Source organism: Sedimenticola selenatireducens (assembly GCF_007625115.1).
Taxonomy (GTDB): Bacteria; Pseudomonadota; Gammaproteobacteria; order Chromatiales; family Chromatiaceae; genus Sedimenticola; species Sedimenticola selenatireducens_A.
In genome coordinates, this window is record NZ_VMNH01000016.1 from 97,167 (window position 1) to 112,508 (window position 15,342).

The following is a 15,342-nucleotide window of genomic DNA, read 5'->3' on the forward strand; positions in this document are numbered from 1 at the left end:
AGACCCTACCAGCTCAGCGGTCTCTATGAAGAAAATATTAGTGCTTTCTAAATAAGTCAAGGTCGATAGTGAGTGTTATTGATCTGGATTAACTTCCCCGACAAGGCTACTTGGCGAATAGCAGTGGCGCGACATCATCAAAATTGCAGGCAAAATGCACTTTAATGCCTTTCCGAATGTGTTCCGGGACCTCCTCGTATTCACCGCGATTCTCTTCTGGCAGGATGAGCTCCCTGATATTGGCTCGGCGGGCCGCAATCATTTTTTCTCTCACGCCGCCAATGGGGAATACATGCCCAGTGAGCGTCAGCTCTCCAGTCATGGCAATCTTCCTTACAGGCTTGTTTAGGGCCAGGGAGAGCAAGGCCGATGCCATGGTGATACCAGCACTCGGGCCATCTTTGGGGGTTGCTCCGGCGGGAACATGGAGGTGGATAAAGCCTTTCTCAAAAAAGAGTGGATCAGCCCCCAGTTTTTCGGCATTGGAAATAATATAACCGTAGGCTATCTCGGCAGATTCGCGCATTACCTCGCCGAGTTGGCCCGTTAATTTGAATCCCCTGGTAAAGCTATGGGTTCTGGCGGCCTCGATGCTGAGTGTCGCCCCACCCATGGCCGTCCAGGCCAGACCTGTGACCACGCCAGGGCCGCTTAAATTTCGTTCATCTCGGAAGATGGGACTGCCGAGAAAAGTTTTCAGATCGGGCTCGTCAACGATGATCGGCGTCGCCTCATTATCCAGAATTCTGACGACGGATTTACGAACAATCTTGCCAATCTGTTTTTCCAGTCGCCTGACCCCTGCATCCCGTGCATAGCCTTCAATAATGGCCTTTAATGCCGGTGTGTTGAGTTTCAGTTGACTGCGTTTCATACCGGCCCGCTTTAGCTGTCGAGGGAGTAGGTATTTACGGGCAATCTGCAGCTTCTCCTGGGCGATATAGCCCGACAGTGGGATGATCTCCATACGATCACGAAGCGGTGCTGGAATGGTATCCAGTTGATTGGCCGTGCAGACAAACAGTACCTTGGAAAGGTCGAATCGAAGATCAAGGTAATGGTCCAGGAAATCACTGTTCTGTTCCGGGTCCAGGGCCTCCAGTAGCGCGGAGGCGGGATCACCGTGGTAGGAGGCGCCGATCTTGTCGATCTCATCGAGCATGATCACAGGATTGGCTGTTTCAACCTCTTTCATGGCTTGGATGAATTTACCGGGCATAGCACCAATATAGGTTCGTCGATGCCCTTTGATCTCGGCTTCGTCCCGCATGCCGCCTACTGAGAAGCGGTAGAAGGATCGGCCCAGTGCATTGGCGATGGATTTTCCGATGGAGGTCTTGCCCACGCCTGGGGGACCTACCAGCAGGATGATGGAGCCGTTCACTTCACCCTTCATCATGCCGACCGCGAGAAATTCCAGGATGCGCTTTTTAACGTCATCCAATCCATAGTGATCCTTATCCAGTGCTTTTCGGGCCTGTCCCAAATCGAGCTTGTCCTGGCTGTGTTTTCCCCAGGGTAATAGGGTGATCCAGTCGATATAGTTTCGAGTCAGGGCGTATTCAGGGGAGCCAGTCTCCAGTATGGAGAGTTTGTGCATCTCCTCGTCAAGGCGTTTGGAGGCGGCGGCAGGCAGTATCAGGCCTTCCAGTCGCTCTTTGAATTTGTCCAACTCTGCCGTGCGATCATCTTTTTCCAACCCCAGTTCTTGCTGAATGACCTTGAGTTGTTCACGCAAGAAAAACTCATGCTGGTGAGTGCTGATCTTGTCCTCAACGGTTTTGCGTATCTCATTCTGTGCCTTGGCAAGCTCCAGCTCTTTATGCAGCAGCACCAGCACCTTCTCCATGCGGGGCAGGATTTCCACCTCTTGCAGTATCTCCTGTAGTTGGAAGCGGTCTGCAGTAGTCAGGCTGGCGGCGAAATCGGCTAGATGAGAAGGATCGTCAGGTCCTAGTCGATCAAGGAATATTCTTAGCTCTTCCCCGTACAGGGGGTTGAGCGGAACCAGCTCCTTGATGGTGTTGATAATGGCCATCGCGTAGGCCTTGATCTCATCGCTGGGACTGACAGACTCCTCGTTGAAATAATGAACTTGTGCCCTGAATGGCCGCCGTTTGGTTATAAATTGCTCTATTCGAAAGCGTTGCAGACACTCCACGAGTACCTGTAGACGTCCTTCTACCTTCTGTACCCGATGAATTTTGCAGGCCGTTCCAATATTGCGAAAGTCACTCAGTATTGAATCTTCTGAGGTGGCGGCATCGGACATGACAATGCCGATGATTTTTTGACTGGATTTATAGGCGGCATTGATGGTCTTTTCCCAGTGCTTGTCATTCATCAGCAGAGGGACTGCCTGGCCGGGAAAGAACGGACGTGTGGTGACGGGCAGTAAATGGATAACACCGGGTAGCACATCACCTGGACGGGCCAGTACGTTGCTGGAAATGATCTCCATATCGTCGGCATCAAAGGTGTCGTCAATCATTGTTATTTTTCTCTTGGCATCAATTTGCCCGTTAAGATAAAGAGGTGTTTGAAATACAGTTTTGCATGAACCGCATTAAATGTAATGAACTCTATATCAGGCTGTAGGGGGCATATTACAAGTATGGTTGGAGAGCTGTGCAAATTCTACAAGTGTAAGCCGTTCGGCTCTGAGTGTTGGGTCAATACCTGCGGCAATGATCTGTTCCGCGTCTATCAGTTTGCTCAGGCTGTTACGTAAGGTCTTGCGTCGCTGACCAAATGCAGCCGTTACCAGGCGGGAAAAGTGATCTGGGTCGATAATTTGGCAGGGGGGTACTTTATGGGGTGTCAGTCTGACAATAGCCGAATCCACCTTGGGTGGTGGATTGAATGCCCCAGGACCAATCACAAATAATGGCTCAATATCACACCATGCCTGCATCATGACGGATAGTCGGCCATAGGTCTTGCTGCCGGGGGCGGCGGCCATGCGATCCACGACTTCTTTTTGCAGCATGAAGTGCATGTCCTGAATCAATGGCGCAAATTTGAGCAGGTGAAACAGGATTGGGGTTGAGATGTTGTAAGGTAGATTGCCCACCAACCGCAAGGGACGGCCATCTTCAGCTAATTGTGCAAAGTCGAACTTCATTGCATCACTGTTGTAGAGTGTCAACTCGCCCAGATTGGCGCAGGTCTCTGCCAGAGGGTGGATCAGATCACGATCGAGCTCAACAGCATCCAGTTGTCCTGTCTCTTTAAGCAGTTCAGTTGTGATTGCCCCCTGGCCAGGTCCTATCTCAATTAAGTGTTCCCCGGGTCTAGGATGAATGCTGCGAATAATTCGGCCAATTACGGCCGAATCATGAAGAAAATTCTGGCCGAACCGTTTTTTTGCTTGGTGAGTCAATGAATAGTCCTTGCTGTGTAAACAGGCTAGCGGATCGCGAGTGATATATGTTGTAGCTGCTTGATGAAGTTTATAGGCCTGGGTGATATCAAGCATGACTATGCCTGCGGGTCATGATATCACTTTGTCTGGATCGCTTCTCAGGCTTGTAGCAGGTACACCGCAAACAATTTCTCATCGTCAAGCCAGTGCCGAATGGGCTGAAGACCGGCCCGTTCAGCCAGACGGATGAATTCATCAGGGGAGTATTTGTATGAGTTTTCGGTATGGAGTGTTTCCCCCTCATGTAACTGGAAGCGGTGACCGTTCAGGTGTAGCGTCTGTTCGCAACGACTGATCAGATGCATCTCCACTCGACCGAGATCCGCATTGTAAAATGCTTGGTGTTCGAAGTTTTCTGGATCACAGTCAACACCGGTTTCGTTGCGAATGCGGTGTATTAAGTTCAGGTTGAACTTGGCGGTAACACCCGCCGCATCGTTATAGGCCGCATGGAGTATCGCGGGCTCTTTCTTCGTGTCCACACCAATAAGTAGCATGCCGCCTTGGCCAATGGTGCTTCTTACCATGCTAAGAAAGTTGAGTGCTTCATTGGGTGTGAAGTTACCGATGCTGGAGCCTGGGAAAAAAGCCAGACGATTTCCCTCTGGTGCAGTATTAGGGATAGGGATTGAGTGGGTGAAATCCACGCAGACAGCATGTACTGGCAGCCAGGGGAACTCGTCCACAATCTCAGCCGCGGCTTGTTTGAGGTACTCACAGGAGATGTCCATCGGCAGGTAGGCCGAGGGCTTGAGCGCATCAAGCAACAGCCTGATCTTGGTGGCTTCCCCAGCCCCCGGTTCAAAAGTAATACGTTCCGTGCCGGTTAAATAGAGGATCTCATCGACGGATCCACTGAGTATCGTGCGCTCTATATAGGGAGGATAATATTCTGGTTGCTCACATATCTCAGCAAAGAGTTGAGAGCCACGCTCATCATAAAAATACTTTGGCGCGATAGATTTGAATTCCTTTGAAAGACCCTTAATTACCGCTTCCTGTAGGCTTTCGATCCGGGGGTTGTGATCGTGAAAAGTGATAGTCTTATCCATCATGCATCCTCGGCCAGGCGCAGTCCGGAGAACATCCAACGTTCGTCTGGATAGAAGAAATTACGGTAGCTGGAGCGGGTATGCCCTGTGGGTGTTACGCAGCTGCCGCCTTTTAATACCATTTGGCTGGACATGAATTTCCCATTGTATTCACCCATTGATCCACTGAGGGGTTTAAAGCCGGGGTAGGGGGAATAGGGCGATGCCGTCCAGTTCCATAGATTGCCATACCACTGACCCCGTCTGCCGGCAGGGACTGGATGCAGTAGATCGTCTTCCATGAAATTTCCTGTGATCTCCTGCTCTGCCAGCGTCACTTCCAGCTCTTCTTCCCGGGGTAGGCGTTTGCCAGCCCAGCGTGCATAGGCATCGGCCTCGTAATAACTGAGGTGGCAGACCGGCTCATCCCTATTGAGCGGTCGTTGGCCACCCAGGGTGAACTGAATCCAGTGGCCTTCCTGCGATTCCCAATAGAGTGGATGTTGCCCTTGTTGGGTCTGCAACAGAGTCCATCCGTCGGCTAGCCAGAGTGCTGGATCGTTGTAACCCCCGTCATTTATAAATTCGAGATACTCGCCGTTGGTGACTAAACGGTCAGCGAGCCTGTGGTCGTAGAGCAGTACGGAGTGTCTTGGGGTTTCGTTGTCGAAGGAAAATCCATCACCATGATGTCCGATCGAATGCAAACCGCCCTCACACTCGAACCAGCGCACGGGTGATGTTGTAGCGGTTGGTGTTGCTAGCGTATCCCGATAGGCGGGTCGTAGCGGATTGATGAAGAAGTTGTGCTTGATATCCATGAGCAGTAACTCTTGGTGCTGCTGTTCATGATTGAGGCCGAGTACCATTCGGTCCGCTAGTGATGGCCACTCTTTTTCATCAACGTGGTTGATCAGTTTTGTGATCTGTTCGTTGATATGCGCCCTGTATTCAATGATTTGCTCAACGGTTGGTCGCGATAGAAGCCCGCGTTCAGGGCGCGGTTGCATCTTGCCGTGGGTGTAGTAGTAGCTATTGAACAGGTAATCAAAGTGGGGATGGAAGGGGATGTAGTCAGGCTTAAAGTGACTCAGAATAAAGGTTTCAAAGAACCAGGAGACGTGTGCCAAGTGCCATTTGGGCGGGCTGGTTTGTACTATCGATTGAATCTGATAGTCATCTACCGCAAGTGGGCTGCACAGTTTTTCACTCAGCTGTCTCACCCTGCTGAAATCAGCCAGTAGCGTCTCCCTGTTCATGAAAGATCCTTTTGTTGCTGTATTTTTTATTAACCATAGACTATGTGGGTCGCGGTGTTTGTTTGTCATCCTTTCAAGGAGGCGTGTTTGGCCTTGTCGGTCATAATGACCGGTATTGGTGGGTATTTCTTTCTCAGGCTGATCGGCGTCTGTTGTGATCAGATATCAGGCATTCAATCTGTTCTTTGGGCACGGGTTGACTGTAGAGGTAACCTTGCCCTAGCTCACAGCCCAGTTTCGTGAGGAACTCCTCCTGAAAGGGTGTCTCAACGCCTTCGGCGGTGATCGTCAATTGCAAGCTGGCCCCCAGGCTGATGATCGCCTTAACGATAGCGGCGTCGTCATTATCTTCTGCCAAGTCCTGGACAAATGAGCGATCAATCTTGAGGCGATGGATTGGCAGCTTTTTCAGATAACTCAGAGAGGAGTAGCCGGTTCCAAAATCATCAATGGCCAACTGGATTCCAAGTGCTCGGAGTTGATGCAGTGTGTCAATGGCATCATGAGCTTCTGTCATGATGAACCCTTCTGTGACTTCAAGCTCCAACCACTCTGGCTTACATCCCGTCTCTTTAAGTGTTTGCTTGATCGTCTGTACAAGGTCACTGCGTCGAATCTGTTTGCCTGCAAGATTGACAGCAATGACGTCTATGGGCAGTCCGCTCTTCTTCCATTCGACCATCTGTAGGCAGGCGTGGCGCAGAACCCAGGCTCCCAGCGGTACAATGAGACCCGTTGCCTCAGCAACAGGTAGGAAGCGACCCGGGGCTAGTACGCCTAGCTCCGGGTGGTCCCAGCGCACCAAGGCCTCGACTCCGGCATAGTGTCCTTTGGCAAGGTTCTTTTGTGGTTGGTAATAGACCTTCAGTTCGTTGTGCTCTATGGCGTGGCGCAGACTCCCTTCGAGGATGATGCGGTCATAGGCCGATGCGGTCATCTCCTGCGTATAGAAGTTGTAGCTGTTGCGTCCCTCATCTTTCGTGCGGTACATAGCGGCATCGGCGTTGCGTAGCAGGGTGGCGGGATTTTCTCCGTCCTGGGGATAGAGGCTGATGCCGATACTGCAACCGACAAAGATTGTCTCACCATTGATTTCAAAGGGAATGTTGATGCGATCCAGGATTTTTTGTGCCAGGACGATAATATCGGTTGTATCCTTGCTCTCTTCCATGAGCACGACAAATTCATCACCGCCAAGGCGGGCAATGGTGTCGTCCTCGCGAGTAGTTTCTTTCAGTCGCAGTGTGACTTGTTGAAGTAGCTGGTCGCCAGCGAGATGGCCCATGCTGTCATTGATATTCTTGAAGTTATCCAGGTCGAGAAAAAGCACTGCCAGACTGGAATGGTTTCGATGGGCTCTGCTGATGGCATGCTCGAGGCGTGCGTCGAACAAAAGACGATTGGGTAGGTTGGTCAAGGTGTCATGGTGGGCCAGATGTTTGAGGTTATCCTCGGCCTGTATGCGGATGCCGATCTCCTTCTGGAGGTTCTCATTGGTGTGTGTGAGCTCTTCAGTACGAAGCGCCACTTGGTGTTCCAGGTGCAGCTTGTGTGTCTCCAGCTCTTCCTGGATCGCCTTGCGCTGTTGTGCCTCCTTCCTCAGGTTATCCACCAGCGACTGATTGTGGGTCTCCAGCTCAATAGATCGACGTATCTGCCAGCTCATATTGCGACTGGTTGCCGTAATCAGTCCGGTGTAGATCAGGGCGGCGGCACTCAGCAACAGACCCCATCGGGTGCCCTGTATCATCAGGACGATGATAAGCAAGAGTGATTGCGGTAGTACGTAGGCAAAAAAGGCCGGTAATCGTGGTGCTAGCACTGGTACCGCAACCGCAATGGTGCCGAAAATGACCAGGAAGATGACATAGTGAACAAATAGCTCTGAGGTAGTGAGCATCAGCAGTGCCAAGCAACCCCAGGCGATGCCTACCAGAAGCGTGCTGAAGGTATATTTTTCCCCCCAAATTGCCGGATGGTGAAGTTTTGGCGTGACCTCATAGCGTACGAGCAGATAAATGCGTCTCGCCGTTGTGGCGAGAATAATCAATGCCCAACTGACGAGCTGCAGCCTGTCCAGTTTTTCCCAGAAGCTGATGGTAAGGAGTAGGGTGATGACCGCAACCGTAAGATTCGCGGGCAAAGCATTGGCATACAGCAGCTTGACTTGCTGAGCCAGTACACGATCAGGTATAGGGCGGCCGTAACGCATAATCCTTGCCTATCAGCGCTCTGCTGATCCTGAAAATCCTTGTCCCATCGACCCATTTGCGAAGGGTACAACCACAAAGTTTAGGTGTTAATCTCATATTAAGTAACGGCCGAGGGTGATAAACCTGAAGTGATCCGACCAAATCACCTGGAAAAACGCTAATATAGTAGGTAAGCTACCGCGCCTTCGGCATAATTTTTGACTAACGCATGTCCGGCAAACTCTATATCAAGACTTTTGGCTGTCAGATGAATGAGTACGACTCCGATAAAATGTCGGATCTGCTCAGGGAATCGCACGGTTATACACGGACGGACCGGCCTGAAGAGGCCGACCTGCTGCTGCTTAACACCTGCTCGATTCGGGAAAAGGCACAGGAGAAGGTCTTTTCCCAGCTAGGTCGTTGGCGCAAATGGAAGGCAAAACGTCCCGAGCTTGTGATTGGAGTGGGCGGCTGTGTGGCGAGCCAGGAGGGGGATGCTATTCGGGAACGCGCACCCTATGTTGACCTCATTTTTGGCCCTCAGACACTGCATCGGTTACCCGAGATGTTGGATAGCGTGCGTCGGGAGCATAAGCCGGTGGTGGATGTCTCTTTCCCGGAGATCGAGAAATTTGATCGCCTGCCCGAACCCAAGTCCGATGGCCCCAGCGCGTTCGTCTCTATCATGGAAGGGTGCTCCAAATACTGTACCTTCTGTGTGGTGCCCTATACCCGGGGTGAAGAGATCAGCCGGCCCTTTGACGATGTGATCGCGGAGGTGGCCTCGTTGGCCGTGCAGGGCGTCAGGGAAGTCAATCTGCTGGGGCAAAATGTCAATGCCTATCGTGGCTTGATGGACGATGGCTCTATCGCTGATCTGGCGCTACTGATCCAATATGTGGCGGCCATCGAGGGGATTGATCGTATCCGCTTTACCACTTCCCATCCGATGGAGTTTTCCGATAGTCTGATTGCCGTCTATGGCGAAGTGCCTGAGTTGGTCAGTCATCTGCATCTGCCGGTACAGAGTGGTTCTGATCGAGTTTTGGCGATGATGAAGCGGGGGCATACGGCCTTTGATTACAAAGCGAAGATTCGTCGTCTTCGCGCGCTGCGACCTAATCTGAGCCTCTCTTCAGATTTTATTATAGGCTTCCCGGGCGAGACGGATCAGGATTTTGAACACACCATGAACCTGATTGAAGAGATCGGATTTGATAACTCGTTTAGTTTCATTTACAGCGCGAGACCCGGCACCCCTGCCGCTGAAATGCCCGATGATGTGGCGTTCGCAGTCAAACAGGCCCGCCTGGAGCGCTTGCAGAAACGGATTGTTGAGATGACCCAGCAGATCAGTCGCCGCATGGTGGGTGGGGTCGAGCGGGTGCTCGTAGAGCGCCATTCGAGAAAAGATGAACGGCAATTGGCTGGTCGCACGGAAAATAATCGTGTAGTCAATTTCAGTGGACCTGAAGAATTAATCGGTGGTTTTGTTGATATTCGAATCACTGAGGTACAGCCCAACTCACTTCGAGGTGAGTTGATTGACGAGGCACTTGCCGAATCCGCATGACCACTGTCGCATCCAGGACTAAAACCGTGTCCGATCACCCCAAGTCACTTGAACTCTCTCTGACACCTGAAGATAACCAGCTGCTGGCCAATGTCTGTGGGCAGCTGGATGAGCATATTCGCCAGATCGAACGGCGTCTGGGTATCGAGATAAATTACCGGGGTAATCACTTCAAACTGCTCGGTGAAGCCGCCGCTATTGCGGCCGGTAGTGAGGTACTGCAAGCCCTCTATGCCTTGGCCAAGAGCGAGATATTGACGCCAGAATCGGTGCATCTCTATCTGCAGGAGTCGGGTATTGATGCCTTGCTGGAGGCACAGGCCGAAAGTACGGTCCCTGAAGTGGTGATCAAGACCCGTCGAGGTCTGATTCGTCCACGCGGTGCCAATCAGCAGGAGTACCTGCACAAAGCGGTCACCCATGATCTGAATTTCGGTGTTGGTCCGGCTGGTACGGGCAAGACCTATCTTGCAGTGGCCTGCGCCGTTGATGCCCTGGAGCGTGACCAAGTGCGGCGCATTCTGTTGGTGAGGCCGGCCGTGGAGGCGGGCGAGCGACTCGGTTTTCTGCCCGGTGATCTGTCGCAGAAGATTGACCCGTACCTGCGGCCACTCTATGACGCCCTTTACGAGATGCTCGGGTTTGAGCGGGTCGCCAAGTTGATCGAGCGAAATGTGATTGAGGTGGCACCCCTGGCCTATATGCGTGGTCGGACACTCAACGACTCTTTCATTATTCTGGATGAGGCGCAGAACACAACGCCTGAACAGATGAAGATGTTTCTGACCCGAATTGGCTTTAATTCAACTGCAATGATCACCGGGGATGTTACCCAGGTGGATCTGCCGCGGGGACACACCTCTGGTTTGCGCCAGGCCATTGAGATCCTGGGCGAGGTGGAAGGGATCAGTTTTACCTTTTTCAATGCCCGGGATGTGGTGCGACACCCGCTGGTGCAGAAGGTGGTGGGTGCCTATGAGCAATATGATAAGAACAAGGAAAAAATGTGAATCTACTTATTGAGCTTCAGCATAGGGTTGAGGCCGACGGAGCACCCGATCCGTTGCAGTTTCAGAAGTGGGCCGAGGCGGCCCTGGATAACCGCTTGGATCATGTTGAACTGGTGATTCGGGTAGTCGATCGTGATGAGAGCCAGCAACTGAACCGTGATTATCGGGGCATGGATAAGCCGACAAATGTGCTCTCGTTTCCGTTTGATGCGCCCGAGGTGGTGGAGAGTAATCACATAGGCGACCTGGTCATCTGCGCCCCGGTGGTGGCAGAGGAAGCACAGCAACAAGGTAAGCCATTGGAGGCCCATTGGGCCCATCTGGTGGTACATGGGGTCTTGCATCTTCTCGGTTTTGATCATATTAATGATGAACAGGCGGAAGAGATGGAAAGTCTTGAGGTAGAGGTCCTGGATCGTCTGGGATTTTCTGATCCATATCAATCTGAAAGGGAACTATGAGTACCGACGGCACTACCAGCGGTTCGATTTCAAAATCCTGGCTCAAAAAGATGTTACAGGCCTTTGGGAACGAACCGGAAAATAGAGAACAATTGATTGAGCTGCTGAGGGATGCCAAGCAGCGCGCCTTACTGGATACCGATGCACTCTCCATGATGGAGGGGGTATTGCAGGTCTCTGAACTGCGGGTTCGGGATATCATGATTCCCCGGGCCCATATGGTGGTGGTTGAGCGGGATGCCCCGCTGGAAGATATTCTTCCGGTGGTCATTGATTCCGCCCATTCGCGTTTCCCGGTCATTGGTGATGACAAGGGTGAAGTGGAAGGCATTCTCCTGGCCAAGGATCTGTTGGCCTATTTTGGCGAGCAGAAACGTCGTTTTGATATGCGTGATGTATTGCGCGCGGCGGTTTTTGTCCCGGCCAGCAAACGACTCAATGTGCTACTCAATGAGTTTCGCTCCAGCCGCAGTCACATGGCCATTGTGGTGGATGAGTACGGTGCGGCGGATGGCCTGGTAACGATTGAAGATGTGCTTGAACAGATCGTGGGCGAGATTGAAGATGAGCACGATTTTGATGAAGGTACCACGATCCTCAAACGTAGCGAGACCGAATACACCGCTAAGGCGGGTACGCCCATCGATGAGTTCAATGACTACTTTGGTTGTAACTTTCCTGATGAAGAGTTCGAAACCATTGCTGGTCTGGTGACCCAGTCCATGGGGCATCTGCCCAAGCGCGGTGAAGTGGCCGAGATTGACCGCTTCAGGTTCGAAGTGCTGAGGGCTGACAGTCGGCGCATCCATCTATTGGATATCCGCCTGTTGGAACAGTCTGAGGATGGGACGGATTAGACCAGCCTCCCGTTTTCTAGGTAATCCTCTGTGGCGCTATCTTGGCGCCTTTGCAGCGGGTGCCTTGTCGGTACTCGCCTTTGCGCCCTTTGCCCTCTATCCCCTTGCCCTGATGGGTCCGCTGCTACTGCTCTGGCTACTGCCATCGTCAACCCCGAAGCAGGGGTTTCGCCTCGGCTGGGCCTATGGGATGGGACTGCTCGGATTTGGCGTTTTCTGGTTGCATATCAGTATTGATCAGTTTGGCAATCTCGGGACACTGGCTGCGATGGCCATCACCCTGCTGTTTGTATTTGCTCTGGCACTCCTTTACGGCCTGATGGGTTGGGCCGTGGCAAAATGCCTTCAGCTCGATCTTCCCCCTAAAGAACTGCTGTGGATCTTCCCTTCAATCTGGGTGTTGGGAGAATGGCTGCGTGGTTGGTTTTTGTCAGGTTTTCCCTGGCTGGTATTGGGCTATTCCCAGATCGATTCCCCCTTGAATGGCTTTGCCCCCTTGTTAGGGGTTTATGGGGTCAGTTGGATGCTGATGCTCAGTGTGGTGCTGTTGTATCGACTTCTACTTCCTGGAACTCGCAAACGATTGTGGGTGGCTGGAGGACTGGGGCTGATCTGGGGAGGGGGCCTGCTACTGAATCTGGTCAGTTGGACTGAGCCTGCCGGTAATCCCTTCCGGGTCAGTATGATCCAGGCCAATATTGCCCAGGAGGCAAAATGGAGGCGGGATATGCTGCGACCGACGCTGGAACGCTATACCCAGTTAACCCGGGGTGAGTGGCAGAGTCGGCTGATTATCTGGCCCGAAACGGCTGTGCCTGCATTTGCTCATCAGGTAGAGGATTCCGTTTTGCAGCCACTCTCTGCTGAGGCAGTGGCTAATGAGAGTGAATTGCTGGTGGGCATCCCGGTGTGGGATGGGGACACGGGTGCCTACTACAACAGCCTGATGACCCTGGGAGGGCAGCGGACACACTATGCCAAACGTCATCTGGTGCCATTTGGTGAGTTCATGCCGCTGAAGAGGTGGCTGCGGCCGCTTATTCAGTGGCTACAGATCCCCATGTCGGATTTTACTCCAGGTAGTGCAGAGCGGCCTTTACTGACGGTTGCGGGTTATCCTGCGGGGGTTTCGATCTGTTATGAAGATGCCTTTGGCGAAGAGGTCGCACAGGCGCTGCCGGAGGCGGCATTTCTGGTCAATGTGAGTAATGATGCCTGGTTTGGTGATTCACTGGCCCCGCCTCAGCATCTGGAGATTGCCCGCATGCGCGCGTTGGAAACCGGCCGCTATATGCTGCGCTCGACCAATACGGGTATCTCTGCACTGATTGATCCAAAAGGTAAGCTTCAGGGCTTCTCTCCGGCCTTTCAGGCCCATGTACTGAGCGGTGAAGTGGTCCCCATGCAGGGTGCGACGCCCTATGTCAGGGTGGGGAACTGGGCGGTTATTCTTTTTTCGATGCTGCTACTGATTTTCACGCTCTGGCGGTTGCGCCGCTGAGGGATTCAGCAACTCCTGCTTGATACGCTCCTCCTCATCCATGTAGCGAATGACTTCACGGGTCTGATGCATCACCTCGGTCTGGATGTCCAGTTGCTTTTCTATCGGATCAACAGCTGGTGGAGCCGGTTCTGCACAAGCCGAAAGAAGGCCCGCAATCAGAAGGGTAGTCTGTTTGCCGAGCCGCGATCTATTCATGATTAACTTCCGTGCGGGTCCAGGCGTATCTGCCCCTGCTCATAAACGGGCCATAGTGTACCGTCAAGTATCTGAACCAGTGCATTACCGGCGATGACACGCCGCCAGCCATGCATGAGTTCCAAATCTCGCTCTCCGCTCACCAGTGCTTCCAGCTCCTTGCGGCTGGTGATGGCGGCGGGGGTGATCTGGTTTTGCTCGGCCAGCAGACGTAGGGCACAGAACAGCAGGTCAGTCATGGCCTCCTGCTGTGTTGTGAGCTTGGCTGCACGTTTTTTATCCACTGGCCACAGCCCTTTTGGCAGGCCCTTGGCTTCAGCGATCAGCTTTAGCAGGGCATCACCTTGCTTGCGGATAGTACCGGGTTCCAGACCACGAATTTTTTCCATCTGCTCTGTAGTGTTCGGTTGATGCTTGGCCAGATCGGCCAACACTTCGTCTTTAAGAATCCAGCGCTTTGGCCTGTTGGATTGCTGGGCAACCTGCTCGCGCCAGGCTGTCAGTGACTGGAGTACGGCAAGCTGTACACCTTTTAGTCGCTGGCGACCTTTGATCCGTTTCCAGGCGTCTTTCGGGTCAGGATCATAGGTGAGAGGATTAGCGAGTTGATCAAAATCGTCCTGAAGCCAATGTTCACGACGCTGTTCCTGCAGCCGTCGTTTTAATTCGACATACAGATCACCAAGATAGATGACGTCATCCAAGGCGTAGCGCAGTTGAGCGTCATCGAGCGGTCGACGTGACCAGTCAGTACGAGAGTGTCCCTTTTCCAGGGTGTGGCTGAGTACAAGCTCCACCAGATTGCCATAGCCTACCTGATCACCCAATCCCAGCAGTGAAGCCGCAAGCTGGGTATCGAACAGAGGTGTCGGGACTTTTCCCCAGAGGTTATAAAAGATCTCCAGATCTTGCCGGCCAGAGTGAAACACTTTGACGATATTTGTATCGTAGAGAATCTCCAGTAGAGAAGAGAGATCTTCGATCTGGATGGGATCGATCGTTGCGGCCAGCGCTCCATTACTGATCTGCAACAGGCAGAACTGCGGGTAGTAGGTCTTCTCCCGGACAAACTCGGTGTCCAAGGCCAGCCATTCACTGTTTCGGATCAGATTACAGAACTCAAGCAGTTGCGCTTCAGTTTGGATGTGGTTTTCCTGCATAGTTAACTTCTGTTGGCAAAATGTAGCGACCAGCATAACAAAACATCGCCATCTGTTTGTCTGTTTTCGGGCAAAAGGTATGATGGAGCCAGTTTCGCTCACTCAATGAGCCAGATGAGCATGCTGGGTTGTATTAACGGAGAAAAGAGCCGCAGTGAAAAGATTAATCAATCTGTTTGTCGATATCAGTCTATTACGGGCTGCACCGCAAGATCTTCCTGCGGCCTCTGTCCTGATCACCGTAACCCTGTTGTTGAATCTGCTGACCGGCACCATCGTCATCGTCGGACACTTTGGCAGCCTGATCCCGGCGGTTCTGGCTCAGTTAATGGATCTGGGGCTGCTGGCCCTGCTTGTCTGGTTGATACTCTCCTACAAAAAACATCAGGGGCGTTTCACCCAAGCCATTACGGCGCTGTTTGGTTGTGGCGTACTGGTGAATCTGGTGGCGATGCCGATTCAATTGATGATGGGTGATGATCCTAAGGTTTCACCGGTTGGTGGGTTGGGTGTCCTGCTCTATATCGGTTTGATGATCTGGGGTCTGGTTATCGTGGCCCATGTGCTACGCCACACCTTCGCTACCCGTTTTGGCAACGGTATGTTGCTATCCATTGGTTATTTCATGCTGATCAACTGGCTGGTCGATCTGTTTTTCAAAAAGGCGGGTTGA

13 protein-coding genes are annotated in these 15,342 nt (G+C 52.4%); 6 read left to right on the plus strand and 7 right to left on the minus strand.

What is annotated here, in order from left to right; all coding sequences use genetic code 11:
- Positions 1 to 106: 106 nt before the first annotated feature.
- The 5 genes from lon to FHP88_RS12860 all read right to left on the minus strand — a co-directional run bounded on the left by lon (position 107) and on the right by FHP88_RS12860 (position 7,926).
- Entirely contained in the window at positions 107 to 2,491 is a 2,385-nt protein-coding gene (gene lon, locus FHP88_RS12840; protein ID WP_144359477.1) for an endopeptidase La, read from the minus strand.
- Positions 2,492 to 2,587: 96 nt separating this feature from the next.
- Positions 2,588 to 3,382: a 16S rRNA (adenine(1518)-N(6)/adenine(1519)-N(6))-dimethyltransferase RsmA gene (gene rsmA, locus FHP88_RS12845; protein WP_260843294.1), complete on the minus strand. Its 795-nt coding sequence runs from the start codon at positions 3,380 to 3,382 to the stop codon at positions 2,588 to 2,590.
- A gap of 140 nt (positions 3,383 to 3,522) precedes the next feature.
- Positions 3,523 to 4,476, minus strand: coding sequence for an L-histidine N(alpha)-methyltransferase (gene egtD, locus FHP88_RS12850; protein WP_260843295.1), 954 nt, complete (start codon positions 4,474 to 4,476; stop codon positions 3,523 to 3,525).
- Entirely contained in the window at positions 4,476 to 5,714 is a 1,239-nt protein-coding gene (gene egtB / locus FHP88_RS12855; protein ID WP_144359480.1) for an ergothioneine biosynthesis protein EgtB, read from the minus strand. Before egtB ends, egtD begins: the two co-directional genes overlap by 1 nt.
- A gap of 133 nt (positions 5,715 to 5,847) precedes the next feature.
- A complete protein-coding gene (locus FHP88_RS12860) occupies positions 5,848 to 7,926 on the minus strand; it encodes a putative bifunctional diguanylate cyclase/phosphodiesterase (RefSeq protein ID WP_144359481.1) in 2,079 nt (692 codons plus the stop codon).
- A 209-nt stretch (positions 7,927 to 8,135) separates the two neighbouring features.
- On the opposite strand from FHP88_RS12860, the gene miaB reads away from it, so the two are divergent.
- Genes miaB through lnt form a run of 5 tightly spaced genes read left to right on the plus strand, consistent with a single transcriptional unit; the run spans position 8,136 to position 13,311 of the window.
- Complete coding sequence (gene miaB, locus FHP88_RS12865) at positions 8,136 to 9,482, plus strand: tRNA (N6-isopentenyl adenosine(37)-C2)-methylthiotransferase MiaB (protein WP_144359482.1); 1,347 nt, start codon at positions 8,136 to 8,138, stop codon at positions 9,480 to 9,482.
- A gap of 26 nt (positions 9,483 to 9,508) precedes the next feature.
- Positions 9,509 to 10,492, plus strand: a complete 984-nt coding sequence (locus FHP88_RS12870) for a PhoH family protein (protein WP_144359483.1) — start codon at positions 9,509 to 9,511, stop codon at positions 10,490 to 10,492.
- The gene (gene ybeY, locus FHP88_RS12875) at positions 10,489 to 10,953 is read left to right on the plus strand and encodes an rRNA maturation RNase YbeY (RefSeq protein WP_144359484.1); all 465 of its coding nucleotides are present in this window, start codon (positions 10,489 to 10,491) and stop codon (positions 10,951 to 10,953) included. The genes FHP88_RS12870 and ybeY overlap by 4 nt, the downstream gene beginning before the upstream one ends.
- The gene (locus FHP88_RS12880; protein WP_144359485.1) at positions 10,950 to 11,810 is read left to right on the plus strand and encodes an HlyC/CorC family transporter; all 861 of its coding nucleotides are present in this window, start codon (positions 10,950 to 10,952) and stop codon (positions 11,808 to 11,810) included. The genes ybeY and FHP88_RS12880 overlap by 4 nt, the downstream gene beginning before the upstream one ends.
- A complete protein-coding gene (gene lnt, locus FHP88_RS12885; RefSeq protein WP_144359486.1) occupies positions 11,797 to 13,311 on the plus strand; it encodes an apolipoprotein N-acyltransferase in 1,515 nt (504 codons plus the stop codon). Before FHP88_RS12880 ends, lnt begins: the two co-directional genes overlap by 14 nt.
- Here lnt and FHP88_RS12890 read toward each other — a convergent pair.
- Together FHP88_RS12890 and rnd are read right to left on the minus strand one after the other, a co-directional pair.
- On the minus strand, positions 13,276 to 13,509 hold the full coding sequence (locus FHP88_RS12890) for a hypothetical protein (protein WP_144359487.1): 234 nt from the start codon (positions 13,507 to 13,509) through the stop codon (positions 13,276 to 13,278). The genes lnt and FHP88_RS12890 overlap by 36 nt on opposite strands.
- 2 nt (positions 13,510 to 13,511) lie before the next feature.
- Positions 13,512 to 14,669, minus strand: a complete 1,158-nt coding sequence (gene rnd / locus FHP88_RS12895) for a ribonuclease D (RefSeq protein WP_186297713.1) — start codon at positions 14,667 to 14,669, stop codon at positions 13,512 to 13,514.
- 154 nt (positions 14,670 to 14,823) lie between these two features.
- Here rnd and FHP88_RS12900 point away from each other — a divergent pair, with 154 nt between their 5' ends.
- Positions 14,824 to 15,342, plus strand: coding sequence for a hypothetical protein (locus FHP88_RS12900; RefSeq protein WP_144359489.1), 519 nt, complete (start codon positions 14,824 to 14,826; stop codon positions 15,340 to 15,342).